The 26,736-nt window shown below is 69.5% G+C and carries 27 protein-coding genes; 18 read left to right on the top strand and 9 right to left on the bottom strand.

The window, feature by feature from the left end; translation table 11 throughout:
- The first annotated feature begins 23 nt into the window (after positions 1 to 23).
- Genes HRC28_RS09930 through HRC28_RS09945 form a run of 4 tightly spaced genes read left to right on the top strand, consistent with a single transcriptional unit; the run spans position 24 to position 5,035 of the window.
- Entirely contained in the window at positions 24 to 1,655 is a 1,632-nt protein-coding gene (locus HRC28_RS09930) for a CHAP domain-containing protein (protein ID WP_182379931.1), read from the top strand.
- 42 nt (positions 1,656 to 1,697) lie between these two features.
- A complete protein-coding gene (locus HRC28_RS09935; RefSeq protein WP_182379932.1) occupies positions 1,698 to 2,333 on the top strand; it encodes a DsbA family protein in 636 nt (211 codons plus the stop codon).
- A 44-nt stretch (positions 2,334 to 2,377) separates the two neighbouring features.
- Positions 2,378 to 4,192: a methionine--tRNA ligase gene (metG, locus tag HRC28_RS09940; RefSeq protein WP_182379933.1), complete on the top strand. Its 1,815-nt coding sequence runs from the start codon at positions 2,378 to 2,380 to the stop codon at positions 4,190 to 4,192.
- A gap of 3 nt (positions 4,193 to 4,195) precedes the next feature.
- On the top strand, positions 4,196 to 5,035 hold the full coding sequence (locus tag HRC28_RS09945) for a hypothetical protein (RefSeq protein WP_182379934.1): 840 nt from the start codon (positions 4,196 to 4,198) through the stop codon (positions 5,033 to 5,035).
- A gap of 8 nt (positions 5,036 to 5,043) precedes the next feature.
- Here the strand turns inward: HRC28_RS09945 and HRC28_RS09950 are convergent, their stop codons facing one another.
- Genes HRC28_RS09950 through HRC28_RS09965 form a run of 4 tightly spaced genes read right to left on the bottom strand, consistent with a single transcriptional unit; the run spans position 5,044 to position 8,980 of the window.
- Complete coding sequence (locus HRC28_RS09950; protein ID WP_202033285.1) at positions 5,044 to 5,631, bottom strand: hypothetical protein; 588 nt, start codon at positions 5,629 to 5,631, stop codon at positions 5,044 to 5,046.
- Positions 5,632 to 5,654: 23 nt separating this feature from the next.
- On the bottom strand, positions 5,655 to 6,827 hold the full coding sequence (locus tag HRC28_RS09955) for an amidase family protein (protein ID WP_182379935.1): 1,173 nt from the start codon (positions 6,825 to 6,827) through the stop codon (positions 5,655 to 5,657).
- Positions 6,827 to 7,900, bottom strand: a complete 1,074-nt coding sequence (locus tag HRC28_RS09960; protein ID WP_182379936.1) for an acetamidase/formamidase family protein — start codon at positions 7,898 to 7,900, stop codon at positions 6,827 to 6,829. The genes HRC28_RS09955 and HRC28_RS09960 overlap by 1 nt, the downstream gene beginning before the upstream one ends.
- 39 nt (positions 7,901 to 7,939) lie before the next feature.
- Positions 7,940 to 8,980, bottom strand: a complete 1,041-nt coding sequence (locus HRC28_RS09965; protein WP_182379937.1) for a hypothetical protein — start codon at positions 8,978 to 8,980, stop codon at positions 7,940 to 7,942.
- A gap of 40 nt (positions 8,981 to 9,020) precedes the next feature.
- On the opposite strand from HRC28_RS09965, the gene HRC28_RS09970 reads away from it, so the two are divergent.
- Positions 9,021 to 9,317 carry a hypothetical protein gene (locus tag HRC28_RS09970; RefSeq protein WP_182379938.1) on the top strand — a complete coding sequence of 99 codons (297 nt, stop codon included), beginning with the start codon at positions 9,021 to 9,023 and terminating at the stop codon, positions 9,315 to 9,317.
- 13 nt (positions 9,318 to 9,330) lie between these two features.
- Here HRC28_RS09970 and HRC28_RS09975 read toward each other — a convergent pair whose 3' ends face one another.
- Positions 9,331 to 10,368, bottom strand: coding sequence for a hypothetical protein (locus tag HRC28_RS09975; protein WP_182379939.1), 1,038 nt, complete (start codon positions 10,366 to 10,368; stop codon positions 9,331 to 9,333).
- 25 nt (positions 10,369 to 10,393) lie between these two features.
- Between HRC28_RS09975 and mshB the strand changes: the two genes are divergently transcribed.
- The 6 genes from mshB to HRC28_RS10005 all read left to right on the top strand — a co-directional run bounded on the left by mshB (position 10,394) and on the right by HRC28_RS10005 (position 15,852).
- A complete protein-coding gene (gene mshB / locus HRC28_RS09980; protein ID WP_182379940.1) occupies positions 10,394 to 11,317 on the top strand; it encodes an N-acetyl-1-D-myo-inositol-2-amino-2-deoxy-alpha-D-glucopyranoside deacetylase in 924 nt (307 codons plus the stop codon).
- Positions 11,314 to 11,697, top strand: coding sequence for a hypothetical protein (locus HRC28_RS09985; protein ID WP_182379941.1), 384 nt, complete (start codon positions 11,314 to 11,316; stop codon positions 11,695 to 11,697). Before mshB ends, HRC28_RS09985 begins: the two co-directional genes overlap by 4 nt.
- 10 nt (positions 11,698 to 11,707) lie before the next feature.
- Positions 11,708 to 13,495 (top strand): VanW family protein, encoded by a 1,788-nt coding sequence (locus HRC28_RS09990; protein WP_182379942.1) that lies wholly within the window; start codon positions 11,708 to 11,710, stop codon positions 13,493 to 13,495.
- A 52-nt stretch (positions 13,496 to 13,547) separates the two neighbouring features.
- The gene (locus HRC28_RS09995) at positions 13,548 to 14,117 is read left to right on the top strand and encodes a hypothetical protein (protein ID WP_182379943.1); all 570 of its coding nucleotides are present in this window, start codon (positions 13,548 to 13,550) and stop codon (positions 14,115 to 14,117) included.
- A 68-nt stretch (positions 14,118 to 14,185) separates the two neighbouring features.
- Positions 14,186 to 14,671: an OB-fold domain-containing protein gene (locus HRC28_RS10000; protein WP_182379944.1), complete on the top strand. Its 486-nt coding sequence runs from the start codon at positions 14,186 to 14,188 to the stop codon at positions 14,669 to 14,671.
- Positions 14,671 to 15,852, top strand: a complete 1,182-nt coding sequence (locus HRC28_RS10005; RefSeq protein WP_202033286.1) for a lipid-transfer protein — start codon at positions 14,671 to 14,673, stop codon at positions 15,850 to 15,852. Before HRC28_RS10000 ends, HRC28_RS10005 begins: the two co-directional genes overlap by 1 nt.
- On the opposite strand, the gene HRC28_RS10010 is transcribed toward HRC28_RS10005, so the two are convergent.
- Positions 15,849 to 16,679 carry an adenylate/guanylate cyclase domain-containing protein gene (locus HRC28_RS10010; RefSeq protein WP_182379945.1) on the bottom strand — a complete coding sequence of 277 codons (831 nt, stop codon included), beginning with the start codon at positions 16,677 to 16,679 and terminating at the stop codon, positions 15,849 to 15,851. The genes HRC28_RS10005 and HRC28_RS10010 overlap by 4 nt on opposite strands.
- 53 nt (positions 16,680 to 16,732) lie before the next feature.
- On the opposite strand from HRC28_RS10010, the gene HRC28_RS10015 reads away from it, so the two are divergent.
- The 7 genes from HRC28_RS10015 (at position 16,733) to HRC28_RS10045 (ending at position 24,240) form a co-directional block, all read left to right on the top strand.
- Positions 16,733 to 18,157 carry an AAA family ATPase gene (locus tag HRC28_RS10015; RefSeq protein ID WP_182379946.1) on the top strand — a complete coding sequence of 475 codons (1,425 nt, stop codon included), beginning with the start codon at positions 16,733 to 16,735 and terminating at the stop codon, positions 18,155 to 18,157.
- The gene (locus HRC28_RS10020) at positions 18,150 to 20,156 is read left to right on the top strand and encodes a VWA domain-containing protein (RefSeq protein WP_182379947.1); all 2,007 of its coding nucleotides are present in this window, start codon (positions 18,150 to 18,152) and stop codon (positions 20,154 to 20,156) included. The genes HRC28_RS10015 and HRC28_RS10020 overlap by 8 nt, the downstream gene beginning before the upstream one ends.
- Before the next feature lie 70 nt (positions 20,157 to 20,226).
- Positions 20,227 to 20,805, top strand: a complete 579-nt coding sequence (locus HRC28_RS10025; protein ID WP_182379948.1) for a hypothetical protein — start codon at positions 20,227 to 20,229, stop codon at positions 20,803 to 20,805.
- Complete coding sequence (locus HRC28_RS10030) at positions 20,796 to 21,122, top strand: hypothetical protein (protein WP_182379949.1); 327 nt, start codon at positions 20,796 to 20,798, stop codon at positions 21,120 to 21,122. Before HRC28_RS10025 ends, HRC28_RS10030 begins: the two co-directional genes overlap by 10 nt.
- Entirely contained in the window at positions 21,122 to 22,936 is a 1,815-nt protein-coding gene (locus HRC28_RS10035; RefSeq protein ID WP_182379950.1) for an alpha/beta hydrolase, read from the top strand. The genes HRC28_RS10030 and HRC28_RS10035 overlap by 1 nt, the downstream gene beginning before the upstream one ends.
- Complete coding sequence (locus tag HRC28_RS10040; protein ID WP_182379951.1) at positions 22,936 to 23,433, top strand: hypothetical protein; 498 nt, start codon at positions 22,936 to 22,938, stop codon at positions 23,431 to 23,433. The genes HRC28_RS10035 and HRC28_RS10040 overlap by 1 nt, the downstream gene beginning before the upstream one ends.
- Positions 23,434 to 23,460: 27 nt before the next feature.
- On the top strand, positions 23,461 to 24,240 hold the full coding sequence (locus HRC28_RS10045; RefSeq protein ID WP_182379952.1) for a TSUP family transporter: 780 nt from the start codon (positions 23,461 to 23,463) through the stop codon (positions 24,238 to 24,240).
- A 28-nt stretch (positions 24,241 to 24,268) separates the two neighbouring features.
- Here HRC28_RS10045 and HRC28_RS10050 read toward each other — a convergent pair whose 3' ends face one another.
- Genes HRC28_RS10050 through msrA form a run of 3 tightly spaced genes read right to left on the bottom strand, consistent with a single transcriptional unit; the run spans position 24,269 to position 26,676 of the window.
- A complete protein-coding gene (locus HRC28_RS10050) occupies positions 24,269 to 24,628 on the bottom strand; it encodes a hypothetical protein (protein ID WP_182379953.1) in 360 nt (119 codons plus the stop codon).
- 3 nt (positions 24,629 to 24,631) lie between these two features.
- Entirely contained in the window at positions 24,632 to 25,993 is a 1,362-nt protein-coding gene (locus HRC28_RS10055) for an AarF/ABC1/UbiB kinase family protein (protein ID WP_182379954.1), read from the bottom strand.
- 32 nt (positions 25,994 to 26,025) lie between these two features.
- Positions 26,026 to 26,676 (bottom strand): peptide-methionine (S)-S-oxide reductase MsrA, encoded by a 651-nt coding sequence (gene msrA, locus HRC28_RS10060; protein ID WP_182379955.1) that lies wholly within the window; start codon positions 26,674 to 26,676, stop codon positions 26,026 to 26,028.
- Positions 26,677 to 26,736 lie beyond the last annotated feature (60 nt).

The raw sequence follows: 26,736 nt of genomic DNA on the forward strand, positions 1-26,736 counted from the left end.
ACATGTGTCCGATGGTGTTCGACATGCGCAATCGGGGACTGGCTGCGCGCTGGGGGACCTCCGTCGTCACCAGTGCGCTCATCGCGACCTTGCTGCTGGTGGGATCACCGGCGCGGGTCGGTGTGGCGACCTCCCCATCGGCAGCGACCACCTATCACTGCAGTGGTTACTCCGGATGCAGGAGCGCGGGCTACTCCGACGCCGGCTACGGCGCGGTCAGCGGCACGATGTACTGGCGGATGTACTCCGGTCACAACTGCACCAACTACGCGGCCTACCGGGTGATCAAGTCCGGCGGTCCCGCCACGCGTCCGTGGACCGGTGGCGGCAACGCGAGCGAGTGGGGCTTGCGGATGGCCAGCATCACCGACCAGGTCCCGAACGTCGGCGCGATCGCCTGGTGGGGTCGGTACTCCAACGGCAGTGGCTCGGCAGGACACGTCGCGTACGTCGAGCGGGTCGTGTCGCCGACGGAGATCGTGATCTCCGAGGACAGTTGGGGCGGCACCTTCCACTGGCGCACGATCCTGAAGTCGAGCGGCCGCTGGCCGACCGGGTTCATCCACTTCACCGACAAGCGGATCGCCGGAAAGACCCCTCCGGTCATCAGCGGCACCAGCGCCGTCGGCTCCACGCTCACCTCCACCACCGGCCTCTGGTCGGTCAGCCCGAGCAGCGTCAGCTACAACTGGCTGGTCGGTGGCGTCAGCACTGGCGTCGTCACGCGCACCTTCACGCCGCGTGCCGCCGACGTGGGCAAGCCGGTCACCGTCACGGTGCGCACCAAGCGGGCCGGTTACACCGACGGCGTCCAGACCTCGATCGCCACGGCCGCCGTCGTACCCGGAACCCTTGTCCTCGAGCAGAAGCCGGTCATCCAGGGAAGTCCGTACGTCGACGAGGTGCTCACCGCCACGACGGGCACGTGGCTGCCCACGCCCGGCCAGACCTGGTGGCGCTGGTACGCCGACGGCGTCCTGCTCAAGGGCAACGACACCGCCCAGTTGCCGCTCGTGCCGGAACTGGTCGGCAAGGTCATCAGCGTGCGCGCCGTTGCCCGTCAGGCGGGTTACCCGGACACGGCCGCGCCGACGATCGTGGTCGGCCAGGTGCTGAGCGGTGCCATCGAAGTGGCGAGCCCGTCAGCGATCACCGGCAAGGCGAACCTCGGCAACACACTGCGCGCAGTGACGGGAGCGGTCACGCCGGCCGACGCCACCGTGGTGCTCCAGTGGCTCCGCAACGGGGTGCCTGTCCCCGGCGCGACCACGGCGTCGTACCGCCTGACCGCACCCGACGCCGGAAAGACCATCTCGCTCAAGATCAGCCGCACCCGCAAGAACTACGCGCCGCTTCCGGAGACGCTGACCAAGGCCGGTGTGGTCACCAGCCCGGGAACGGTCCGGCTCACCACCGAAGTCCGGGGACGCTCCGTGAAGGCGCGCATCCAGATCACCGCTCCCGGGGTCGTCCCGGTCACCGGCGAGGTCCGGGTCCGGATCGGTGGCACGGTCAGGACCGTCCGACTGGTCGACGGTCGGGCCGTGGTCTCCGCGAAGGTCTATTCAGCCGGACGCAAGGACGTGATCGTGAGCTACCAGGGTTCCGCCGCTGTTCCGCGGGTCCGTCGGGACTCCTCGGTCGTCGTTCGCTGACCCGACAGGGAATGCTGTCGCGGGTGACGTGGTTGGCCCGACATGTCCTTCGCCACTGCGCCCAACCGCGCTGACCTCTGGTTCGACCCGCTCTGCCCGTTCGCGTGGATCACCTCCCGGTGGATCCTCGAGGTCGAGAAGGTCCGCGACGTCGAGGTCGTCTGGCACGTGATGAGCCTGGCGTACCTGAACAAGGACCGGGACCTGCCCGAGGAGTACCGGGTGCGGCTCGCCCCCGCCTGGGGTCCCGTCCGGGTGCTGATCGCGGCGCAGGAACGCCACGGCGACAAGGTCCTGCTCCCGATGTACGACGCCTTCGGTGCCCGCATCCACCTCGGTGGTCGTCCCCTGCACGAAGAGCCCGACGGTGGCCTCGGCCTGATCGCCGAAGTGCTCGACGAGGTGGGCCTCGACGCCGACCTGATCGAGGCGGCCACGGACCCGTCGTACGACGACGCGGTGGCGAAGTCGCACCACGAGGGGATGGACGCGGTCGGCAACGAGGTCGGCACACCCACGATCCACGTCAACGGCACGGCGTTCTTCGGTCCGGTCCTCTCGAAGATCCCGCGCGGCGAGGACGCCGGTCGGCTCTGGGACGGCACCGTCGCGGTCGCCTCGTTCCCGTACTTCTACGAGCTCAAGCGCTCCCGGACGGGTGACCTCGACTTCTCCTGAGGGCGTGGCGCCGGCCCGCCGCCGGAGTCCCTAAGGTTGACCCCATGACGCATGTCCTCTCCGCTGTCGCCTGGCCGTACGCCAACGGCCCACGCCACATCGGCCACGTGGCCGGTTTCGGTGTTCCCTCCGACGTGTTCAGTCGGTACCAGCGGATGGCGGGCAACGAGGTGCTCATGGTGTCGGGCTCCGACGAGCACGGCACGCCGATCCTGATCGCTGCCGACGAGGCCGGGGTGACCCCGCAGGAACTGGCCGACAAGAACCACCGGCTGATCATCGAGGACCTCGTCGGGCTGGGGGTCAGCTACGACCTCTACACGCGTACGACGACCGGCAACCACCACAGCGTGGTGCAGGAGCTTTTCCTCGGCGTCTACGAGAACGGCTACTTCGTCGAGCAGACGACGTACGGCGCCATCTCGCCCTCCACGGGTCGCACCCTGCCGGACCGCTACATCGAGGGCACCTGCCCGATCTGTGGGTACGACGGCGCGCGCGGCGACCAGTGTGACAACTGCGGCAACCAGCTCGACCCGCACGACCTCGTCAACCCACGCTCGAAGATCAACGGCGAGACGCCGGAGTTCATCGAGACCCAGCACTTCTTCCTGGACCTGCCTGCGCTGGCCGAGGCGCTCACCGAGTGGCTCGACGGCCGCGAGGCGACGGGCCTGTGGCGGCCGAACGTGATCCGATTCAGCCAGAACATCCTCAAGGAGATCCGCCCGCGGGCGATGACCCGCGACATCGACTGGGGCATCGCGGTGCCGCTGGACGGGTGGCGCGAGAACTCCACGAAGAAGCTGTACGTCTGGTTCGACGCGGTCGTCGGCTACCTGTCGGCGTCGATCGAGTGGGCTCGTCGTACCGGCAACCCGGACGCCTGGCGTGACTGGTGGAACCCGGCCGCCGACGGCGCCGAGGAGTCCCTGGCCTACTACTTCATGGGCAAGGACAACATCACCTTCCACTCCCAGATCTGGCCCGCCGAACTGCTGGCCTACGCCGGCAAGGGCGACAAGGGCGGGTCGCCGCGCGAGCTCGGCGTCCTCAACCTGCCGACCGAGGTCGTGTCGTCGGAGTTCCTGACGATGGAGGGCAAGAAGTTCTCCTCGTCGAAGAAGGTCGTCATCTACGTCCACGACCTGCTCGAGCGCTACCAGCCGGACGCGTTCCGCTACTTCGTGGCTGCGGCCGGCCCGGAGAACCAGGACTCCGACTTCACTTGGGCCGAGTTCGTCCGTCGTACCAACGACGAACTGGTCGCGGGGTGGGGCAACCTGGTCAACCGGACCGCCAACCTGATCGCGAAGAACTTCGAGGAGATCCCGCCGGCGGGCGAGCTCACTGCCGAGGACACTGCGGTCCTTGCCGCGACCGAGGCGGCGTTCGACACCGTCGGTGACCTGATCGCCAAGCACCGCCAGAAGCAGGCCGTCGGCGAAGCGATGCGTGCGGTGGCCGAGGTGAACAAGTACGTCTCGGACCTGGAGCCGTGGAAGTTGGCCAAGGATCCGGCGGATCGCGAGCGCCTGGGCACGATCCTGCACGTGATGGCGCAGTGTGTCGCTGACCTGAACATCGTGCTCAGCCCGTTCCTGCCGTTCTCCGCCAACGAGGTCGACAAGGCGTTCGGCGGCGATGGTGCGATCGCGCCGATGCCGCGGATCGAGGACGTGGCCGACCTCGACATCGAGGGCCGGTCCTACCCGATCATCACTGGCGACTACACCGGATTCCCGAACTGGCAGCGGCACCTGATCGAGGTGGGCCGCGCGGTGGCGAAGCCGACACCGGTCTTCACCAAGCTCGACCCCGTCGTCATCGACGAGGAACTCGCCCGCCTCGGCGTCTGATTCGTGACGCCGCTGGTCGATCTCGGGACCCGGAAGTTCTGGCGTTCGCTGGGGCGACCGGTGGATCTCGCGGGCGCGCATGCGTGGTTGCGTGCGCCCACGAGCACGTCGGCGGTCGTCCGCGACGGTTGGCTCGCGGCCGAGGCGGCCCTGCATGGCGGCCGGGTCGACGAGGACTCGCCGGACGCCGGCCTGTTGGCGTCGATGGCCGAGCTCGATGGGCCGGGCTTCCGTGCTGCCGACCTCCTCCCGCAGGTGCGGGACTTCTACGAGCACACCGCGCAGTGGCACGTCGAGGTCTGGAGTGCCTGGGCGCCGTGGGCCTGGCCGGGCGGCGAACTGATCTCGCGCTTCTTCGGCAAGCGTGTCGAGCAACTCGCCCTGCCGACCCGTCCTCTCGATGTCGCGAAGGGCATGGACAGCCGGATCTCCGTGATCCGCGATGCCGCCGGCGACCAGGTGGCCGCGGGCTGGCTGCGCACCCTTCGTGCGACCGGGGACTACGTCTTCAGCGGTTGCTACTCGCAGCGCACCCTCCCCGGCGCCCAGCGCCCGTCGGTCCACGTCGCGTTCCCGCTCGAGTCGGGCAACGTGCAGGTCTTCCTCAAGCCGTCGGTCCTGCGCGATGGGTCGTTGTGGCTCGAGTCGCCGGGCGGCCGCTTCGGTGGCGACGGTGCCTACGTCGTCGTCGAGGACGGCGGCCGCACCTACGCCTCCCGCGCCCCGGTCCACGAGACCTTCCACGTGTACGTCGACGACCGCGGCGTGTTGCGCACCGACCACGTGCTGCGGATGGGCCGCGCCACCGCGATGCGCCTGCACTACAAACTCGAACGCATCTGACCTGTTGGTCAGTACCAGCGGTGCGCGACGTCCACGACGACCCGGTGCCCGCCGCCGGTGTTGTTCAGGACCAGGACGCGCATCGGAAGCCGGGCACGCACGCCGAGCCCGATCGTGGTCTGTCCCTCGAAGCTCCCGGCCCAGGCGACCTGGCGGAAGGTCCGGTAGCCGGCGACGTTGACGAGTTCGCGCCGGTTGGCGGGCCGGTAGGTGAGCTTGCCGTTGGCGTCGTACGCCGGGGCCTTGACGACGATGCTCAGCCGGGCGCCACCGCGCAGCGGAACGAGGGCGCCGGAGCCGTCCGCGGCGACCTGCTGGACGTACGCGACCCGGTAGCCGGGCGCGCCCGTGCCACGGGCGTTGATGTCGATCACCAGCCGGTCGAAGCACAGGTGCTGACCGGACCGGACGTTCGTGATCTGTTTGCTGGTGTGCGGCGCTCGCGCCTTGACGAGCGATCCCCACTGCGCCGCGCAGGCCGCGGTCGATGCCGCCGGCGCCGACGTGACCGCCGCGACCGGTGCGATGCTCACGGCGAGGGCGAGGGCGAGGGCGAGCGGGCGCACGATGCGCCTCATGTGCCGGGAAATGTTCATGGCGTCCTCCTTCTGGACACCTGTTACACGCGCAGCACGGACCCTTGGTTGACGAGGTCGAGCAGGTCCTTGTCCCGCCCGGGGGCGGCCACCAGACACACACCGCAGGGCAGCCCGCCGGCGGTGGTCAGCGGCACGGTGACGGCAGGCAGTCCACCGATCCCGGCGATGCAGGTGAGGGCCAGCGTCGCTGCGCGCGCAGCCTGCAGGCGTTCGCCCAGGTCGGGGCCGAGGGAAGGAGGCACCGACGGCGCCGCTGGGAGTACGACGATCCGGTCGGCCACGAGATCGCGGATCGTCTCGCGGGCGGCCGCCACCACATCGCGAGCCGCCGAAGCCTCGCCCTCCGTGACCAACCGCGCTCGCTCGAAGCGGCCCCGCACGTCCGCGCCCAGGGTGTCGAGGCGGTCCTCCAGCCAGGCGCCGTGGGCCTGCCACGCCTCCCAGCCCTGCAGCGTCACGAAGGCATCCCGCCAGGACGACAGGTCGTCGAGTGGCCAGGCCTCGGGCAATCGCAAGCCCAGGTCCGGCTGCCAGCCCGCGACCGCGGCGGCCACGTCGGCATCGGCGAGTGCCAACAATGCTGGCACCATCACAAGGCGCCGATCCGCAGACGTCGTCGACCCCGGCAACAACACGTCGCCGACCCGGGCCAACAGGTCAGGGGAGCGGGTCAGCCAGCCCACGGTGTCGAAGGTCGGGGCCAGCGGCACCAGCCCGTCCCGTCGTACGACGTCGTGGGTGGTGCGGATGCCGAACAGCCCCTGGTAGGCGGCCGGCACCCGGATCGAGCCGCCCGTGTCCGTGCCCAGTCCGATCGTCGCCTCGCCGAGCGCAACGGCGGCCGCAGACCCCGACGACGAGCCGCCCGGCACACGGCCGGGAGCCGCGGGGTTGGGTGGCGTTCCGTAGTGGGGATTGGTGCCGGCGAGCGAGTAGGCGAACTCGTCGGTCCGGCTGATCCCGCGCACCGATGCCCCGGCCGCCAACAGGGTCGACACGACCGGAGCAGAAACTGCGGCAACCGCAGAAGCCGCCAGCCACGCAGGGTTTCCGGCGCCGACGGCGAACCCAGCGACGTCGTACAGGTCCTTGACCGCGACGCTCTCGCCGAGAAGCGGGCCCTCGGAGGCACCAGCCAGAAGCGGCGAGCCGACCGCCCGCCACACCCGTTCGTCCCACTGCGGCCCAGCCATCACCGCACCTCCGGGAAGTCGCTCTTCCGGATCCGCGCGTGGACACCCTTCACCAGGTCGACGACCTGGGAGATGTCGAAGTCGGTGGCGGCGCTGAGGTAGGCGTACGCGAGGTGCGGGGCCATGCCGTAACGGGCGCCGAGGAGGGCGATCGCAGCCCGTACGCAGTTCTGGAGAGCGACGTCGAGCGACGGATCGAGCCCGGTCGGAACCAGATGATCGGTCGTCTCTGCCAAGGGACCAGCGAGTTCACCGAAGCGGCGGAGCGCATCCTCGCGCGGCACCACGTCGAACCGGATCGTCGCCCGCAGGGAAGCCTCCAGTGCAGTGAGCGACACCTCGCCGTCGCCCTGCGCGAAGTGCGGATCGCCGACGTACGCCAGCGCGCCGTCGACCTGGACGGGCAGGTACAAGGTGGCGCCCACCGTGAGCAGGTTGATGTCGATGTTGCCGCCGTACGCGCCGGGCGGGACGGAATGCGGGCGTTCGCCAGCGGCCGGGGCGACGCCCATGATCCCGAGGAAGGGAGCCAGCGGGAACGACACGACCGGGTCGCCACCCTCGACCAACGGCAGCAGGCCTCGCGCACCGTCGTCGGACACCCGTGTGAAGACCGACACCGTGTCCCCGGAGGCGGGGAACTCGTCCGGCAGTGCACCCCGACCGTGCCGGTTGGAGACCACGCCGTACGGCACCCGCGGCAGCGTCTCCACCACCGTCATGGCGAGCAGATCGCCCACCCGGGCGCCGGAAATGTGCACCGGTCGCGACACCACGTGTGGTCCGTCGACGCCGACCACGTGGGGGACCGGCGATGCGGCGAGCGCGATCGCATCGGCGAGCACGCCGTCCTCACCAACGCCGTGGCCCCCGAAGAAGGCCCGCGGGTCGCGGCCCTGGTCTTCGAGGATCCCTTCGTGGCTGATCGTGTCGAAGGTGACCTCCGCACCCGACTCCACCGTCGCTACCGGCGCGTCAGCAGAGCACGGCAGCCGACCCCACAGGACCGCGTCCGGGTCCGCCGGGAGATAGGACGCGGCACGGATCGGGCCGGTCCCGGGCTGCAGGATCATGCACCGACCCTAGAGCCCCGACGTTTCAGAAAGGTGCGCTCAGGCCGGCAGGTTCGAGCGCTTCAAGCCGAAGATCCAGCGCCGACGCGGATGCTCGCTGACCGACCAGAAGCGGTTCGTCTCGGGCCACCACACCAGGTCTTCGGGGCCGATCGCGGTCGCGAAGCGGTGCTCGCGGAATGCGCCTGGCTCACCGACATAGACCGACCCGGGGAAGTAGCCGCTGCGCGACGACGTCACGTAGTAGACGCCGTCGACCACGGAGACGCCCTGCATCCGGGCCTGGCCCCGTTCGTCGATCACCGGTCGGGCCAGCCCCTCGGCGTCCGCGGCCACCAACCCCGTGGCTGGGTCGATCGGGAATCGCGCCATCCGGCGGGTCTGCTTGCTGGATCCGTACTCGCCGACGACCAGGGTCGGCTCCGTCGTACTCCGGTCGATGGTGAAGAACGAAAAACGCAGCTTGGCCTGCCCCTCGTCCGACTTGCCGCGGTGCGCGAACCGGACGGGCAGGACGTAGCGATGCCCAAAGGTCTCGTACGACGACCCGGCCGGCACCCGAAGAAGGTCCTCGAAGCGGCAACTGAAGAAACCGCGCCCGGTCCCGGCGACGTGCAGGTAGTCGCCGTGCCAGACGATGCCGCCCGCGTGCACCTTCAGCGGCTTGAAGCCGGGCACACCGTCGACGAGCGTCGGGGTCACGAGCAGCACGTGGCCGTAGCGATGGCGTTCGAGGTCGATGATGCTGATCCGCGAACCGGCGCCGAGCTTGGAGTACCACGACGAGGCCAGGACGTCGCGGCCGTGCTTCTCCCTGAAGCCGGTGAGCGCCGAGGTGGTGATGCCCTGGGGCCACCACTCCGGATCCCGGCGGTCGAACGCCTCCCATGTGTAGGCCTTGCTGACCTTGAGGCCGAGCAGGCGGGGAGTGGGCGCGAATGTGCGGCGCAACGTGCCGGTCAGGTCCGGCAGCATGCCGTCGAGGCCGACCCGGCCGCCTCCGTCGGAGTCGAGGGCCGTGGCGAGGGCGTCGATCTCGGCGCCGTTCTCAGCGGTGCGGGTCAGGTGAAGTCCGGCCACGGCGGTCACGCTAGCCGAACGGCTGCGCCATGATGGGCAGGTGAGGGGCATCTTCTTCGAGGAGGAGCACGCGCGGTCCGCCGCGCTCGTGCTGGTGCGGGGCGGGTATGCCGCGGAGGTCGTGAGGGAACGCCTCGCCGGTGAGGACGACGAAGAGGGCCACCCGTGGGCCGTGATCACCGACGCCCCGGAGATCCAGCTCGACATGCTCGTCGAGATGTACGACGGCTGGCTGGACTACGACGACGAGGACGCCGCGCCCGTCGTACCGCAGACCAAGGCCGGGTTCGTGCTGCCATTGCCGGACCAGCCGAAGCGGATCAAGCGGCCCGACTGAGATTCGCCCGTGCTCACGCGGGCGAGCAGGCGAACGGCCCTTCGCCGCGCGTCCACGCCTGGGTGAGCTGCCGACGGTCGTCGAAGTCCGCCTCGACGATGACTGTCCTGCCCTCCACCTCGGTGTCGAAGTCGGCGTCGAGTCCGGCGTCTTGCGCCCCTCCGTCGAGGTAGGTCGCCAGACTGTTCTCGTCGTCCTCGGCTGACTCCTCGTCCAGCAGGAAGCGCACGACCTTCAACCGCTCGTCCGGGGCAGCGAAGTAGCCGATGTTGCGGGGGTGCCCGAGGCCGCCGAGAACCTGTTCCTGTTGCTCGGGCGAGGCATTCCTCCCGAGCGTGGACGCACAGGGCGGGTCGACGTCGAGCGCGGCGAACTCGAGGTCGTCGCCGGGCGCCTGGTCCAGCAGGTCATCGAACCTGCCCGAGTCGGCCAGGGAGTCCTTGTCCTCGCTGATGACGTCGAGGCCTTCGGCGATGGCGCCCGCCACGATGAGGTGCTCGTCGGGGACCAGGGCGAGGTTGATCAGAACGCCGGGGTAGCGGTCGCCGATCAGTCCGGTCGTCGCGTCCGCGGAGGAGAGGTCGGCCTCGAAGGTCTCCGCGTCGCCGTCCTTCGACCGTTCGTAACCGGCGTCCTCGAGATCGTCGGCGATGGCGTCGAAGTCGGTGTCGGCGTTGAGCTTGGTCACCCGCACCAGGCCGTCCTCCGAGGTCGCGGTGGCTTCCCACTCGACGTCGAACTCACTGAACGCGGCATCCTGCATGACCTGGGTCCAGTTGCGGAGCTCGGATCCGTAGGCCTCGGCCTTCGAGGCCTCGATCCACCGCTCGATGTCCTTCTCCGATGCTCCGGTCTCGAGGTCGTCGACATCCAGTCGCTCGGAGATCGCTGACTCATCGACGAAGACCACGTTCGTCATGTCGGCGGGGAGGTATTCGAGGGCCTCCTGGATCCGCGAACTACCGTCCAGGAGGCCGCACCCACTCAACCCGCTGGTGGTCAGTACGACAGCGACAGAGGCGGTCACGAAGCGCCCGAGCGTGGAAGTCATGGCAGACATCATTACGCTCCTGAGCATGAGTGAAACACCGGCACACCGGCTGCTCCTCGTCCACGCTCACCCCGACGACGAGTCGATCGGCCAGGGCGCCACGATGGCGAAGTACGTCGCCGAGGGTCGCGGCGTCACGCTGGTCACCTGCACGGCGGGCGAGATGGGCGAGATCCTCGTGCCCGGACTGGTGCATCTGGCCGCCGACCAGGAGGACACCCTCGGCGAGCACCGCAAGGGCGAACTCGATGCCGCCATGGTCGCGCTAGGTGTCACCGACCACCGGTTCCTCGGTGGTTTCGGCACCTACCGCGACTCCGGCATGAAGTGGCACGAGGACGGCCACGCGATCGCCGCCGACGACATCCACGACAACGCCTTCTGGCACGCCGACCTGACCGAGGCCGCCACCCACCTGGTGGCGGTGATCCGTGAGGTGCGGCCGCAGGTGATGGTGGCGTACGACGAGTTCGGTGGCTACGGACATCCCGACCACATCCAGGCCCACCGGGTCGCGATGTACGCCGCGCAACTGGCTGCCGTGGCGTCGTACCGACCGGACCTGGGGGAGGCCTGGGAGATCGCGAAGATCTACTGGGGCGCGATGGCCGAGAGCCGGCTCCGCGAAGGGTTGCGCGCGATGCGGGCCGCCGGCGACACGACCACGTTCGAGGGCATGGAACCGGACGGACCGCTGCCCCCGATCTTCCGTCGCGACGAGGACATCGACTGCGAGGTCGACGCGGGCGCGTACGTCGACCAGAAGCTGGACGCCCTGCGCGCCCACGCCACGCAGATCACGACCGACGGACCGTTCTTCGCGTTGTCCAACAACATGGGTGCCCAGGCCTTCGGTCGTGAGCAGTTCCGCCTGGTCAAGGGCGTGCCCGGCGACACGGCGGACAACGGCTGGGAGACCGACCTGTTCGCAGGCGTCTCCGCCGGGTGAGCCGGGGCGACACGATGCCGGCCTGGGGGCGCGCGTTGCTGGCCGTGCCCTGCGCGTTGCTGGGCTTGGGCGTCTCGGTGTGCACGGTCGCGTTGCACGGCTACGCCTGGGGCCTGGCCCTCGGACTGGCGGCAACGGCGGCCTCGTTGGTGGCGCTCCCCGCGGGCTGGTGGTCGCGCCTGTCCTTCGCGCTCGGCTGGGTGGCCGTCCTCGTGCTGGTGACGCCGGAGCGTGCCGAAGGGGACTTCGTCGTGGCGGGTGACGTCGACGGCTACCTGCTGCTCGGCGCTGGAATCCTGGTGTTCGGGGCCGGATTCGTCGGTCTGATCGCGCCACGCGGGCCGGTTCGCGATTCAGGTCAGCCGGGTACCGCTCCCTAGACTGACGCGCGTGACGAACTGGGAGCCCACGGAGGGCAAGAGCGAGCGCGCCGGCGGCAAGGTCGTTGCCGGCGTCGTTGCGAGCCTCGTGGTCCTCGTGGGTGGCGGTTACGCGGGCGCCTACGCCCTGGCGGGCGACAAGGTGCCGCGCGGTACGTCCATCTCCGGCGTCGACGTCGGGGGCCTCAGCCGGAGCGCCGCCGTCGACAAGCTGTCCGCGGTCTTCGAAGAGCGCGCCGACACGGACATCGACGTCTCGGTCGCATCGGCATCCGGGACTGCGAACAAGGGCAACGGTTCCGCCGTCGAACCCGGCGACATCGGCCTGCAGGTCGACTACGCCGCGTCGGTCGACGCGGCCGGGGCCGGCTCGAGCTGGAGCCCGGGCCGCCAGTGGGACTACTTCACCGGCGGCACGGACGTCGACGCGGTGGTCACCGTGGACGACGAACTCTTCGACGCGAAGCTCGACGACCTCTCGAAGGGCCTCGGCACGCCGCCGAAGGATGGCCAGGTGAAGTTCACGGCCGACGGCGTCGAGACCGTCGACCCGCAGTCCGGCAAGGCCATCGACCGCGATGCCGCGCGCACCGCGATCATCGACGCCTACCTGGCCGGCGAGAAGTCCGTGTCCCTGCAGGTCGCCAACGCCGAGCCTGACATCGACGCCACGGATGTTGCCGAGGCCACTGAGTCGTTCGCGAACCCCGCGATGGCCAACGCCGTCATCCTGGTCTTCGGTGCGAACGACATCCGTCTCGAGCCGCGCAAGTTCGCCGCTGCGTTGTCGATGAAGCCGGAGAACGGTGAACTCGTCCCGGTCGTCGACCAGGCCAAGCTGGCCACGCTGGTCGCGGACGCCACCGCAGACGGCAAGCCGGTGGACGCCACCGTCAAGCTCGTGAAGGGCAAGCCGAAGGTGATTCCGGCCAAGCCGGGCGTCGCCTTCGACCCGGCCGATGTCGCCACCGTTTTCCAGGGCCTGCTCACCGCGCCCCAGGGCTCGCGCAGCGGCAAGGTCGAGGCCGAGGTGACCGACGCCGAGTTCACGACGCAGGACGCCAAGGACCTGAAGATCGTCGAGAAGGTCTCGCAGTGGGTGACCTACTACCCGCACGCCGACTACCGCAACATCAACATCGGCCGCGCCGCCGAGTTGATCGACGGCACCGTCCTCAAGCCGGGGGAGCGGTTCTCGCTCAACGGCATCGTCGGGGAGCGCACCGCCGAGAACGGCTTCACCGAGGGCTACGTCATCAACAACGGCATCCTCAAGAAGGACCTTGGTGGCGGCGTTTCACAGCTCGCCACGACGACCTTCAACGCGATGTTCTACGCCGGCCTGAAGGACATCGAGCACAAGCCGCACTCGTTCTACATCGACCGCTATCCCGCCGGCCGTGAGGCAACGGTGGCCTGGCCGACGGTCGACATGTCCTTCGAGAACGACAGCCCGTACGGCGTCCTCGTGCGTGCCTGGGTGCAGCCCAGCAACTACTCCTCCCAGGGTGTTGTCACCGTGCAGATGTGGTCGACGAAGGTCTGGAACATCAAGTCGAAGAGCTCGGCGCGGTACGCCTACGTCCCGCCCGCGACGCGCACCCTCACCACGCCCGACTGCGAGGTCCACCAGGGCTCGTCGGGGTTCCAGATCGATGTGACCCGGATCTTCCGCAAGCACGGGGAGTCCACGGTCCACCACACCGAGAAGTTCCACACCAACTACACGCCGGCCGACACCGTCGTGTGCAAGAAGCCGGGGCCGCCGCCGCCCGAGGACCCTGAACCGGGGGACTAGTTTCCTTCGGATCCCGTTCGCTGAGCCGATGAGGCTGGTGGAGGGGATCGTCATGATGCTTCGCGTTGCATTCGTGCCACCCGACGAGGTGGTGGAGGAGCTGCGTGCGCTCTCGGGCCGCCTGGGGATGCTGCCCGGCGTTCGCTCGGCGCCCAATGACCGTCTCGACGTACCCATTGCCAGCCTCGGCAACGTCTCCAGGGCCGACACCGCTCAGCTGGCACGCAGGATCGCCGCTTCGGCCGGTCCCGAGACCCTGCCCCAGGTGGGCCTCTCGGGCGTGCACCTCCAGCCTGACGGCGACATCGGCATCACTGTCACCGGAGACGTGACCGGGTTGTACGGGATTGCCGGTGCTGTGGGCAAGAGCGCCGAGCGGATCCATGTCTACATCGATCGCCGGGCGTTCCGTCCGTTGCTGGTCGTGGCCCAGATCGATGAGCAGAAGCCCGGATCCCGGGTCGAGCCGACGCTGGCGCGGATGGAGGACTGGACCTGCATGTCGTGGACGGTGGCCGACGTGGCCCTCATCCAGATCCGTTGGCACATGGGCCTTCCGTTCAGCGAGATCGTGGAGTTCGTCCCGATCACCCCCGCGCGGGCGGTCGTCCCGAGCGAGTAGTGGAACCTCCGGTGGTCGAGCCTGTCGAGACCCGCTAGAATGAGAACACGTTCTAGTTCAGGAGTGTCATGACCGCCACCCCCGTCATCGACGGCTGGTTCACCTCGGGCGAGGCGCCCCGGCTCATCGCGTCCCGCTGCACCCGCTGCAGCAACGTGGTGTTCCCGCCGGTGTCGACCGCCGCGGGTGCCGCGGCCTTCTACTGCCGCAACCCTGCCTGTGACGGCGACGAGTACGACGCCGTCGAGCTGTCCAACCGCGGCACGGTCTGGTCCTACACGGATGCCCAGTACCAGCCGCCGGCGCCGTACGTCCCCGCCAGTGACCCGTACCAGCCGTTCGCGCTGGCTGCGGTCGAGTTGCCGGAGGGCCTCGTGATCCTCGGTCAGGTGGCCGACGGGTACGGCGTCGCCGATCTCGCGGTCGGTGCCGAGGTCGAGCTCGTCGTCGAGACCCTGCACGCCGACGAGACCGGCGAGCGCACCATCTATCGCTGGAAGCCGGTTGGTTTCGAGGCTCGCTCCGCTCGCACCTCAACCACCGAGGAGAACTGATGGTCGTCATTGCTGGTGCAGGCATGCACCCCTGGGGCAAGTGGGGCAAGAACTTCACCGAGTACGGCGTCCACGCCGCCCGCGCCGCCCTCAAGGACGCCGGCGTGGCCTGGGCCGACGTGGACTTCGTCGTCGGTGGCGAGACCGTGCGCAACGGCTACGCCGGGTACGTCGCCGGTTCGACCTTCGCCCAGGCGCTCGGCTGGAACGGCGCGCGGATCGCGACGTCGTACGCCGCCTGCGCCACCGGCGCCCAGGCCATCGACACCGCGCGCACCCGGATCCTGGCCGGGCTGTGCGAGGTCGCCCTGGTGGTCGGTGCGGACACGACCCCGAAGGGCTTCCTCGCCCCCAACGCCGGTGAGCGCTGGGACGACCCCGACTGGCTGCGGTTCCGACTGCTCGGCATGACCAACCCGGCGTACTTCGCCCTCTACGCGCGCCGCCGGATGGACCTCTACGGCGCGACCAGCGAGGACTTCGCGCAGGTCAAGGTCAAGAACGCGAAGCACGGTCTCGAGAACCCGAACGCGCGCTTCCGCAAGGAGGTGACCATCGCTGACGTGCTGGCCTCGCCGGTGGTCTCGGACCCGCTGCACCTGCTCGACATCTGCGCCACGTCCGACGGCGCCGCTGCCGTCGTACTCGTGAGCGCGGAGTACGCGAAGAAGCACGGAATCGCGTCACCGGTGAAGATCGCCGCGGTCTCCACGGTCACGCCGACCTTCCCGAACACCGTCATCGACATGCCGCTCCTGTCGACCGATTCGTCGGCCCTCACGGGGGTCCCCGAGCGCACCTTCAAGGAAGCGATCGGCCAGGCCGCCTACGAGGAGGCCGGCATCGGTCCCGAGGACGTCGACGTGGCCGAGGTCTACGACCTGTCAACGGCGCTCGAACTCGACTGGATCGAGGACCTGCAGCTCTGCAAGCCCGGCGAGGCCGAGGTCCTGCTGCGCGCGGGGGACACCACGATCGGTGGCCGGATCCCGGTCAACCCGTCCGGCGGTCTCGCGTGCTTCGGCGAAGCGGTCCCGGCCCAGGCGATCGCGCAGGTCTGCGAGTTGACCTGGCAGTTGCGCGGTCAGGCCACGGGCCGTCAGGTCGAGGGCGCGAAGGTCGGCATCACCGCGAACCAGGGCCTGTTCGGCCACGGCTCGTCGGTCCTGCTCAGTACCTAGGCGGCACGGGGCGGAAGGATCCGCCAGATGACGTGCTCGCCGGTCAGGCCCTTGAGCTCGACTGCTTCGAGCTCCTCGAGCCGGAGCGCGGCGTCGTCGTCCAGCGCCTCCCGTACGGCGTCGCTCGCGAGGATCTCGTCGCCCTGGGCGAGGTCGGCGACGCGCGCGGCCATGGCCACGTTGCGCCCGAAGTAGTCCCCGTCGAGGGCGACGACCTGGCCGGTGTGGATGCCGATCCGGATGTGGATGCCGCCGTACCGACGCAGGGTGGCGTCGCGGGGCAGGTCCTTCTGGATCGCGAGCGCGGCCCGGCAGGCGGCCTCGGCGTCGCGGAAGGTCACCATGTAGCCGTCTCCGGCGGTCTTCACGACCTGGCCGCGGTACTGCTCGATGCGCGCCCGCAGTACCCGGTCGTGGGCGGCGAGGACCTTCACCCACGCGGCGTCACCGAGCCGGTCGTTCAGGGGCGTCGAGTCCTGGATGTCGGAGAAGAACAGGGTGACCGTGCCGTCAGAGGCGGCCATGTTGAGGATGTCGGCCCGGGCGTCGTCGCTGGCCCAGTTCTGCAGGTCCTCGATCGTGCCCTGGATCAGGCCGCTGATGCCGTGCACGCGGACCCGGGACGCCGTCCGCAGGACCCGTCGTACCGTCCGCTCTGCCGAACTGCTCGGCGGTGGCGGCCGGAGCGCCGCGTCGAGGTCGGACTCGAGTTGGGTGATGTGGTGCCGGGCGTCCGCGAGCTGGGTCTGCAGGCTCGCGCGGCCGCGGGCGAACAGGACGACGATGCCGACGAGCAGCACGCACGCGACGCCGAGGACGATGACCACGATCGAAGCGTAGAGCGCAGACGGTCGTTGCGTACGCGCAGTAGCGTGAGATCGTGACCACTACGGCTCCCACGATCTCCACTCTCGGCGCGCTCCGCGCCTCCGGCCATGTCCAGAAGACGCTGCGGGCAGAGCTCCGCGAAAACCTCCTGGCCCGGCTCCGGGCCGGTGAGGACCCGTGGCCCGGCCTGCACGGCTTCGAGGACACGGTGATCCCGCAACTCGAACGGGCGATCATCGCTGGCCATGACATGGTCCTGCTGGGAGAGCGCGGACAGGGCAAGACGCGCCTGCTGCGCACCCTGGTCGGCCTCCTGGACGAGTGGACGCCTGTCATCGACGGTGCGGACCTCGGCGAACACCCCTACGAGCCGATCACGGTCGCCTCTCGCCGCCGGGCCGCCGAGCTCGGGGACGAACTGCCGGTCGTTTGGCGCCACCGCGACGAGCGGTACGCGGAGAAGCTGGCCACGCCCGACACCAGCGTCGCGGACCTGATTGGCGATGTGGACCCGATGAAGGTCGCGGAAGGGCGGTCGCTGGGCGACCCGGAGACCATCCACTTCGGCCTGATTCCCCGCTCCCACCGGGGCATCGTGGCGATCAACGAGTTGCCCGACCTCGCCGAGCGGATCCAGGTCGCCATGCTCAACGTGATGGAGGAACGCGACATCCAGATCCGCGGCTACGTCCTCCGATTGCCGCTCGACGTGTTCGTGGTGGCCTCGGCCAACCCCGAGGACTACACGAACCGCGGCCGGATCATCACCCCGCTGAAGGACCGGTTCGGCGCCGAGATCCGTACCCACTACCCGAAGGAACTCGCAGCCGAGATCGCTGTCATCCGGCAGGAGGCCGACCTGCTCGCCGACCAGGTGATCGTGCCCGGGTTCCTCGTCGAGATCCTGGCCCGCTTCACCCGCAATCTGCGCGACTCCAGCGCCGTCGACCAGCGCTCCGGTGTCTCGGCGCGCTTCGCCATCGCCGGGGCCGAGACCATCGCGGCTGCTGCCCTGCGCAGGGCGACCATCGAGGGCGAGGACCACGCAGTGGCTCGCGTCGTCGACCTGGAGACCGCGGTCGACGTACTCGGGGGAAAGATCGAGTTCGAGTCGGGCGAGGAAGGCCGCGAGACCGAGATCCTCACCCACCTGCTGCGCACGGCGACGGCCGAGACGGTGCGGGAGAAGTTCCGTGGCCTCGACCTCGCGCTGCTCGTCGGCGCCATCGAGGACGGCGCCACGGTCACGACCGGCGAACGGATCGGGGCGCGCGACCTGTTGAGCGGCCTGCCCGTCCTGGGGGAGTCGGACCTCTACGACCAGGTGTGCGACCGCGTCAATGGCGAGGGCGCGGGGACGACGGACGGCGAGCGTGCCGCCGCCATCGAACTGGCCCTCGAGGGCCTCTTCCTGGCCCGCAAGATCGGTAAGGACACCCAGTTCGGCACATCCGGGTCCGAGACCGTCTATGGCTAGATATCGGCAGTACGACGGCGGCGACCCCCTCGCCCCACCCGTCGACATCGCCGAGGCGCTCGACGCCATCGGCGAGGACGTCATGGCCGGCTACAGCCCAGAACGGGCGATGCGCGAGTTCCTCCGGCGCGGCGGCCAGGACCAGGCCGGACTCGACGACCTCGCCCGCCGGGTGGCCGAGCGGCGCCGCGAACTGCTGCAGCAGAACAACCTCGACGGGACGCTGCAGGAGGTCCGCGAACTGCTGGAGAAGGCGGTCCTCGAGGAGCGCAAGCAACTCGCGCGCGACGCCATGATGGACGACGGCGACCGCGCCTTCCGCGAGATGCGCCTGCAGAACCTGCCGGACTCCCCGGCGGCCGCGGTCACCGAGCTCGGCGACTACGACTGGCAGTCCAGCGAGGCCCGCGAGGCCTTCGAGCAGATCAAGGACCTGCTGGGTCGCGAACTCCTCGATCAGCGGTTCGCCGGCATGAAGCAGGCCCTGGAGAACGCCACCGAACAGGACCGGCAGGCCATCAACGAGATGCTGGCGGACCTCAACGACCTGCTCGAGAAGCACGCGACGGGCGAGGACACCCCTGAGGACTTCCAGGAGTTCATGGCCAGGCACGGCCAGCACTTCCCCGAGAACCCGCAGAACATCGACGAACTCCTCGACACGCTCGCCCAGCGATCGGCGGCCGCGCAGCGGATGCTCAACTCGATGACGCCCGAGCAGCGCGCCGAGCTGATGCAGCTGTCGGCCCAGGCCTTCGGTTCCCCGGCGCTGATGGACCAGCTCGACCGCCTCGACCAGAACCTGATGGACCTGCGCCCCGGCGAGGACTGGGGCGGCTCGGAGCCGTTCGGTCAGGGCGGCAACGGCCTCGGTCTCGGCGACGGCACCGGCGCCCTCCAGGACCTCGCCGACCTCGACGCGCTGGCCGACCAGCTCGCCCAGTCGTACGGCGGCGCGCGTCTCGATGACGTGGACCTCGACAAGCTCGCCCGCCAGCTCGGCAACGAGGCCGCGGTCGATGCGCGCAAGCTGCAGGAGCTCGAGCAGGCGCTGCGCCAGTCCGGTGCGATGGAACGCAGCTTCGACGGCGAGCTCCGGCTGACCCCGAAGGCGATGCGGCAGCTCGGCAAGGCCTTGCTGCGCGACGTCGCGCAGAAGCTGTCCGGACGGCAGGGGCAGCGCGACCTGCGGCAAGCCGGCGCCGCCGGCGAGCTGTCCGGTGCCACGCGACCGTGGGCCTTCGGCGACACCGAGCCGTGGGACATCCCGCGCACGATGCTGAACGGCGTGCTCCGGCGCTCCGGCGAGCCCGATGGCCCCATGCTGTCGATCGACGACGTCGAGGTCTCCGAGACCGAGGCCCGCACCCAGGCCGCGGTGGCGCTGTGCGTGGACACGTCCTTCTCGATGGCGATGGACGGTCGCTGGGTGCCGATGAAGCAGACCGCGCTGGCGTTGCACACGCTGATCGGGTCGCGCTTCCGCGGCGACAGCCTCGAGCTGATCGGCTTCGGGCGCCATGCCCAGACGATGCAGATCGAGGAGCTCACCGCGCTCGATGCGAAGTGGGCCAAGGGCACCAACCTGCACCACGCCCTGTTGCTGGCGAACCGGCACTTCCGCAAGCATCCGAACGCCCAGCCGGTGTTGCTCATCGTGACCGACGGCGAACCGACGTCCCACCTGGAGTCGAGCGGGGACATCTTCTTCTCCTATCCGCCGCATCCGATGACGATTGCGCTGGCCGTGCGCGAGCTCGACAACGCGCAGCGGCTCGGCGCACAGACCACGTTCTTCCGGCTCGGCGAGGACCCCGGCCTGGCCCGTTTCATCGAATCGATGGCCCGTCGCGTGGACGGTTCGGTCATCGCGCCGGAGGAGGGGGACCTCGGTGCTGCCGTCGTCGGCTCCTACCTCGGGTCACGACGGGGCGGGCGCTCCGGCAGCGTTTCCGGAAGCTATCGCGACATGTTCGGATCCCGGGGGTTCTGGGTCTGATTCGCTGACCGCCTGTGGACAACGCTGACCGCGGGTTTGTGTGACCTGTCCCACGGGGATCGATCAGTGCATGACTGAAGCGAATCCCGGGCGCTTTCATCGCGTCGATCCCGATGTCCTCGATGACGACCCCTTCTGGTCCGAGGTACGACGCCGCCACCCCGACGTCGACATCGTGCTCCTGCCGCCGGACCCGTCCCCGGACCCGTCCCCGGACCCGGACCTGGCGCCCGCCAGCGACACCGAGGTGCGGCGTGCTGCGGTCGCCGTCCAGGAGGTCTGGCGCGGGGTCCGTCCGCTGCTCGCCGGGTTCGGTCCGCTGGCGCCACCGAGCGTTCGCTGGAGGGAGGCGGAGGGGCGTCGGTCCCTGATCCTGCAGAAGGCGCTGCCGGGGATCGACCAGCAGCGTGGCACCGAGCTCCTGATGACGCTCCTGGTCCACCTGGGCGAACGAGGGTGGGCCCTCCAGCCGGGTGTCCGGGACGGCCTCCCGACCCTGCGGGCAACCGACGGCGCGGCTGCGGTCGAGGCGGTCGCCGGTCCGGGCGCCACGGTCATGACGCTCACGGGCGTCCCGCTGGTGCTGACCGTCGAGGTCGCGCAGCTCGTCAAGGACGAGGTCCGGGCGGAGGTGGCGTCATGGGAGTGACGATCGACGTCCCCCCGGGCGTTCTGGCGGCGGCAAAGATCGCCTGGGACGACGCCGCCGACGGACTGGACGGCGCGTGGCGCCGGTTGAGCAAGGCATCGACGGCCGGCTTCGCCCCGGCAGTGGTGACGGCCATCGAGGCGTTCCAGACGACCTGGACCGACGAGCTGAAGCGGCGGGCGGAGGCGGCCCAGGTCAACAGTGATGCCTTCGTCGAGGTCAGCGGTGATTTCGAGTTCTCCGACGCCGCGGCGGCGGAGCAGGCCCGCGCGCTCCTCGGCTGGGCCCATCGCGCGGCACCGATCGGGGAACGCTGATGGTCACCATCGAGCTTCCCCGTGCGATCGATCCGGTTCCGGCGATGGAATCCACCGCGGTCCGGGCGGCCACCTTCGCGAACAACCTCCGCGCGGTGGCGGTCCAGGTCAAGGATGTCCAGGCATGGGCGGAGTCCCAAGGGGTCCCCGACGGCTGGCAGGGCGATGCACGGGAGGCTGCCGATCACGGCACGACGCGTTTCGCCCGACGGGTCGACGTGTCCGAGGCCGCGCTGGAGCGGGCGATCACGGCCGCCGACAGGTTCGAGGACCGACTCGTCCGACTCGGCACCCGCCGGATCGAGCTCGCGAAACGTCGTACGACCCTCAACGATGACGTCGAGACGCTCCGGGCCGAGATCGAGGGCAACGAAGCGGTCGAGGTCAACGTCGCGGGCTGGGAACGCCGCGCGGCCGGTCTTCGCTCCCGGGCGACCGACCTGCTGGACGACATCACCGCGTGGATCGGCGACGACGACGATGCCGAGGACGAGTTCGTCCGCGCGCTGCAGCACGTCGACGAGATCGCGGAGGGACGTCGGGCGGCGCAGGATCCCGATCGGCCCGATCCCGACGCACTCGGCCGCGCCTTCGATCGCCGCGTCGGTGACCCCGTCGCTCTGGCCGCGTGGTGGCGCACCCTGTCGCGCGCACAGAAGCAGGCGTTGCTGGCCGAGCGGCCGCACGAGATCGGGAACGCTGACGGCATTCCCGTCAGCGATCGTGACGAGGCCAACCGTGCCGCGGTCTACAGCGACATCGATCGGCTCACCCGCCAGGAAGCGGATGGGGTGCTGACCGACGAGGAACGCGCGATCCTGGACAACGCCAAGGTGATCCGCGAGGAGCTCAACGGTCGGATGGATGACGTCGATCCGCTCACCGGCGAGCACCTGGTGCACGTGATCGTCTACAAGCCCGGCGAGCACGGGGGCGACGGTGGTGTCGCGATCAGCTTCGGTGACCCCGACCGGGCCGACCACGTGTCGGTCAACGTGCCCGGCCTGACCAGTGAGACGTCGAGCCTGCCCGGCAATCTCGCCCGAACGGAGGACCTCCACGGATCGGCACTCGGGCAGACGGACGGGACGGTGGCCAGCATCTTCTGGCTCGACTACGACGCCCCCAGCGGCAATCCGGTGGGCAGCGTCGACGACCTGCTCGACTTCGGGTCGGTCATCGGTCCGGGCGCCGCTGACCGTGGTGGTGAGCGCTTCTCCGATTTCGTCGACGGATTGCGTGCCTCCGACGAGGGGGACCGAGCCCACCTGACGGTCATCGGCCACAGTTACGGTTCCACGACGGTGGGCCACGCCCTCCAGGACGGCCTGCCGGTCGACGACGCCATCTTGATCGGCAGTCCGGGCGTTCCCGAGTACTCCGCCGCCGCATTGACTGACGCGGACGTGTGGGTGGGTGCCAAGGACAACGACCCGGTGTCGCTCCTCGGTGCCCAGGACGGGCCCGGAACCCTGGGAGGCGACCCTGCGCAGGAGTCGTTCGGCGCCACGCGGTTCGAGACGGGCGACGGGTCCTCACGGATCCAGGACGCGCTCGACAACCACACGTCGTACTTCGAGGGCGATTCACTGCACAACCTGGGAGCCATCGTGGTCAACCAGGACGACAACGTCATCCACGACGAGGAGCGGGAACGATGGACCGACGAGGGGCACTATCAGACCCTGCCGGAGTATCTGGTGGAGTCGTCGATCAAGGGCGCGGGAGGACCGATCGTGGACGGAGTCGAGCAATGGGGCAGGGACTTCATCGATTCGTTGTCGCGAGGCTTCGGTCCGGGAAGGTTCCTCTGATGAGGGGCTGGGCCGTCGTTGCCGGCCTGACCCTGGCGGCGTGCCTGTCCGGATGCAGCGACGATCCCGCAACAGACCAGGAGGACGTCGACGCCGTGGAAGCGCGGGCACTGGCGGCCGTGGATGGTGTCGTCCACGACGCCATGGACGGCACGGGCCTGGAGTTCGTGAGTGGGCGACACCGGTTCGTGACCTGTGGGGACGGTCAGGCAGCCGGTGGTGTCATCCACCGGGTGTCACTGAACTTCGGTCCGTCGGACGAGCCGGTGGAGGACCTGGTTGATGCCGCCGCGAGCGCGATGGAGGCCGACGGCTGGACGGTGAAGCGCGTGGAGAACCCTGCCATCGTCGAAGGTGCCAAGGACGGGGACGACCTCAGGTTCCAGTTCGGGCCTGCCGGCACCCAGGTGAGCATCGGCTCCTCCTGTGTCGACACGTCGAACGACGTGGCCAACGACTACCAGGACCAGGGGTACACCGACCTCACGTGGAAGTAGCGCGGTGAGGTCGTAGGGTCGGTCGCGATGAGCGACCTGAGCCTGACCGTCCTGGCGCTCCTCGCGCTGGCCGCACTGACGGCCGGTTTTGTTGACGCGGTCGTCGGTGGTGGTGGACTCGTCCAGTTGCCCGCACTCCTCCTGGGACTGCCGGGTGCGAGTCCGGTGCAGATCCTGGCCACCAACAAGATCGCCTCGGTGTGCGGCACGGCGGCCAGCTCGGCGACGTACTACCGACGGATCCGGCCGGACCCGAAGACCTTCGGCCCGCTGATGCTGCTGGCGCTGGCGGGAGCCTTCACGGGCGCGCTCGCCGCGTCGAAGATCCCACGGGAGGCGTTCGAGCCGATCGTGCTGGCGGCCCTGGTCGCCGTCGGCGCCTACGTGCTGCTGCGACCGAAGATGGGCGAGGAGACCGAACTCCGCTTCGACGGCCACCGCCACCTGGCCGCCGCGATGGGCGTCGGCTTCGTGATCGGCCTGTACGACGGCATCCTCGGCCCCGGCACGGGCAGTTTCTTCGTGTTCACGCTGGTCGGCCTGATGGGCTACGACTTCCTGCAGGCCTCGGCCAAGGCCAAGCTCGCCAACCTCGCCACGAACATCGGTGCGCTGTTGCTGTTCATCCCCACCGGCGCCGTGATGTGGGACGTCGGCCTGATGATGGGCGCCTGCAACCTGGTCGGCGGCTACCTCGGAGCGCGCACCGCGGTGTCCCGCGGCGCGAAGTTCGTGCGGGTCTTCTTCATCGTGGTGGTCAGTGCGTTCATCATCCGGATCGGCGGAGGCGTCATCGGGGTCTGGTGACCCCGCCACCTGGCCCGGGAGACGGGGCTCAGCCGAGCGCGCGCCGTACGGCCCAGGCGCCGAAGGCGGCGAACGGCACGGGAAGCAGGGTGGCGACCAGACCCGGACCCACCCCGATCTTCGGTGTCGACGCTGCTCCCACGACGACGTCGATCGAATCGCTCGCCAGCGCCGCGCAACCCCACAGGGTGGTCGCGGAGGCGGGCGCGGCCACGGTGCCCGCGCCGATCACGAGGTCGCGAACGCCGATGGTGCGGAGCAGCAGGACGAACGACGGGTCCTCGCTCCGCCCGATCAGGCGGGGCGCGGTCACCATCGCCACGCCCACACCGACACGGACCAGGCCGAGCGCCTTGACCGCTCGGACATCACCACTGGTCGTCGCCATGGGTCACACTTCCGGGTCGCTGCGGTCTTCAACGGTGGACACGAAGCCTGGCAGGAACTCCTCCATCAGCGACCGGAACGACGCCTCGGCCTCGAGTTGACTCAACACCCCGACGCCGCCGAGCCAGGTCCGGTGGATCAGGACGTACGACGGCGGCAGGTTCAGCTTGAGCGAGACCGTGTAGGCCGGGTCCTTCGGGTTGTTGATCCGCTGGAACTGCTCGCGCATCCACACCCGGCTGAACCGGAACCGCTCGACCAGCGTCGGCTCGACGAAGGGCGACAGGTAGTCCATCAACAACTGCGGGTCGAGGTTGATCCGGTCCTTGAGGAAGCCCTCGTCGCGCAGGCCGTCGATCAGTGCCTCGCCGTCACCGGCAGCGCACAGCGAGATCAACCGACCCATCGGTGCGGGGAGTCCGCGCTGGGGGAGGCGGGCGACCGATCCGTAGTCGAGGACGCCCATCCGACCGGGTGTTCCGTCGTCGTTCGGGATGATCCGGAAGTTCCCGGGGTGCGGGTCGGCGTGGAGCAGGCCAGTGCGCGCCGGGCCGGAGAACAGGAACCGGGCGAAGATCGCGCCGTAGTGGTCGCGCTCCTCGGGCGTCCCGTCGGCGATGATCGTCGCGAGCGAACCGGCCGAGTCGAGCCACTCGGTGATCAGGACCCGTGGCCCCACGGCCACCACGTCCGGGACGTCGATCACGGGATCGTCGCGGAACGTCGCCGCGAAGATGCGCTGCGCCTCGGCCTCGAGTTCGTAGTCCAGTTCTTCACGTGCCCGGGCCTGGACCTCCTCCACGAGCGGCTTCATGTCGACGCCGGGGATCAACGGTCCGATCGCGCGGGCCGCCCGCGCGAGCGTGCGCAGGTCGGACATCAGGGCCTCGCCGGCGTTCGGGTACTGCACCTTCACCGCGACCCGACGACCGTCGTGCCACTTGCCCTCGTGGACCTGGCCGATCGAGGCGGCCGCGGTCGGGGCGCCGTCCATCCAGACCAACTGGTTCTTCCAGTTGGGGCCGAGGTCCTCCGCCAGGATGTTGCGCACCGTCTGCGTCGGCATCGGGGGAGCGGAGTCCTGCAGCTTGGTCAGGTGCTCGCGGTAGGGCGCCGCCATCTCCTCCGGCAGAGCCGACTCCAGCACCGACAGGGCCTGCCCGAACTTCATCGCGCCGCCCTTGAGTTCGCCCAGGGTGCGGAACAACTGCTCCGCGGTGCGCTGCTGGATCTCACTCATCACCGCGTCGGCCGACGCTCCGCCCATCCGCTTGCCGAAGCCGATCGCGGACCGGCCCGCGTAGGTCAGCGGCAGGGCAGCAAGACGTGCCGTGCGGGCAGCGGTCTTGCGAGGGAGATCGGCCATGCCTCCATTGTCGCGGGTCGGTGCAACCCGGATCAGGCGGGGAAGGGAATCCCGGTGGAGGCGTGGCAGCGGTAGCCGTGCGGCACCTTGTGGAGGTACTGCTGGTGGGCCGGCTCCGCGTAGTAGTACTCGGCTGCCGGGGCGATCTCGGTCGTGATCGGGTCGAAGCCGCGACGGGCCAGCTCCTCGCCGTACACCTTGGTGAGGTCGCGGGCGGTGGTCTCCTGCTCAGGGCTGGTGAAGTAGATCGCCGAGCGGTACTGCGTGCCGTGATCGTTGCCCTGCTGCATGCCCTGGGTCGGGTCGTGGACCTCGAAGAACTTCTTCACCAGGTCGGCGTACGAGACGACGTCGGGGTCGAAGACGATCCGGACGGCCTCGGTGTGGCCGGTGCGGCCGCTGCAGACCTCTTCGTACGTCGGGTGCGGGGTGATGCCGCCGGCGTACCCGACCGACGTCGACCAGACGCCGGGGACCTGCCAGTAGATCTCCTCGGCGCCCCAGAAGCAGCCGAGGCCGAACACTGCGGCCTCGAGACCGTCGGGCACGTCGCCCTCCGCGGGGCCGGTGACCAGGGGGGTGTGCAGGACCTCGTGGAGAGGCGGGAGCGCGAACGCGGGAGCAGCGCGGCCAGGCAGGGCCTGGGCAGGGTCGACCATCTCGGACTTGCGACGGGAGAACATGCGTCCATTCTCTCCGGGCAGGCAAGGCTCACACCTGTGGAAACGCGGTTGCGGGCATCG

Source organism: Nocardioides sp. WS12 (assembly GCF_014108865.1).
Taxonomy (GTDB): Bacteria; Actinomycetota; Actinomycetes; order Propionibacteriales; family Nocardioidaceae; genus Nocardioides.

Bases quoted from the DNA above. Each gene is read 5' to 3' on its own strand.
- HRC28_RS09930 (WP_182379931.1), top strand. From the start codon at position 24: ATGCGCAATCGGGGACTGGCTGCGCGCTGGGGGACCTCCGTCGTCACC.
- HRC28_RS09935 (WP_182379932.1), top strand. From the start codon at position 1,698: ATGTCCTTCGCCACTGCGCCCAACCGCGCTGACCTCTGGTTCGACCCG.
- metG (WP_182379933.1), top strand. From the start codon at position 2,378: ATGACGCATGTCCTCTCCGCTGTCGCCTGGCCGTACGCCAACGGCCCA.
- HRC28_RS09950 (WP_202033285.1), bottom strand. From the start codon at position 5,631: ATGAACATTTCCCGGCACATGAGGCGCATCGTGCGCCCGCTCGCCCTC.
- HRC28_RS09955 (WP_182379935.1), bottom strand. From the start codon at position 6,827: ATGGCTGGGCCGCAGTGGGACGAACGGGTGTGGCGGGCGGTCGGCTCG.
- HRC28_RS09960 (WP_182379936.1), bottom strand. From the start codon at position 7,900: ATGATCCTGCAGCCCGGGACCGGCCCGATCCGTGCCGCGTCCTATCTC.
- HRC28_RS09975 (WP_182379939.1), bottom strand. From the start codon at position 10,368: ATGACTTCCACGCTCGGGCGCTTCGTGACCGCCTCTGTCGCTGTCGTA.
- mshB (WP_182379940.1), top strand. From the start codon at position 10,394: ATGAGTGAAACACCGGCACACCGGCTGCTCCTCGTCCACGCTCACCCC.
- HRC28_RS09995 (WP_182379943.1), top strand. From the start codon at position 13,548: ATGATGCTTCGCGTTGCATTCGTGCCACCCGACGAGGTGGTGGAGGAG.
- HRC28_RS10000 (WP_182379944.1), top strand. From the start codon at position 14,186: ATGACCGCCACCCCCGTCATCGACGGCTGGTTCACCTCGGGCGAGGCG.
- HRC28_RS10005 (WP_202033286.1), top strand. From the start codon at position 14,671: ATGGTCGTCATTGCTGGTGCAGGCATGCACCCCTGGGGCAAGTGGGGC.
- HRC28_RS10020 (WP_182379947.1), top strand. From the start codon at position 18,150: ATGGCTAGATATCGGCAGTACGACGGCGGCGACCCCCTCGCCCCACCC.
- HRC28_RS10025 (WP_182379948.1), top strand. From the start codon at position 20,227: ATGACTGAAGCGAATCCCGGGCGCTTTCATCGCGTCGATCCCGATGTC.
- HRC28_RS10030 (WP_182379949.1), top strand. From the start codon at position 20,796: ATGGGAGTGACGATCGACGTCCCCCCGGGCGTTCTGGCGGCGGCAAAG.
- HRC28_RS10035 (WP_182379950.1), top strand. From the start codon at position 21,122: ATGGTCACCATCGAGCTTCCCCGTGCGATCGATCCGGTTCCGGCGATG.
- HRC28_RS10040 (WP_182379951.1), top strand. From the start codon at position 22,936: ATGAGGGGCTGGGCCGTCGTTGCCGGCCTGACCCTGGCGGCGTGCCTG.
- HRC28_RS10045 (WP_182379952.1), top strand. From the start codon at position 23,461: ATGAGCGACCTGAGCCTGACCGTCCTGGCGCTCCTCGCGCTGGCCGCA.
- HRC28_RS10050 (WP_182379953.1), bottom strand. From the start codon at position 24,628: ATGGCGACGACCAGTGGTGATGTCCGAGCGGTCAAGGCGCTCGGCCTG.
- HRC28_RS10055 (WP_182379954.1), bottom strand. From the start codon at position 25,993: ATGGCCGATCTCCCTCGCAAGACCGCTGCCCGCACGGCACGTCTTGCT.
- msrA (WP_182379955.1), bottom strand. From the start codon at position 26,676: ATGTTCTCCCGTCGCAAGTCCGAGATGGTCGACCCTGCCCAGGCCCTG.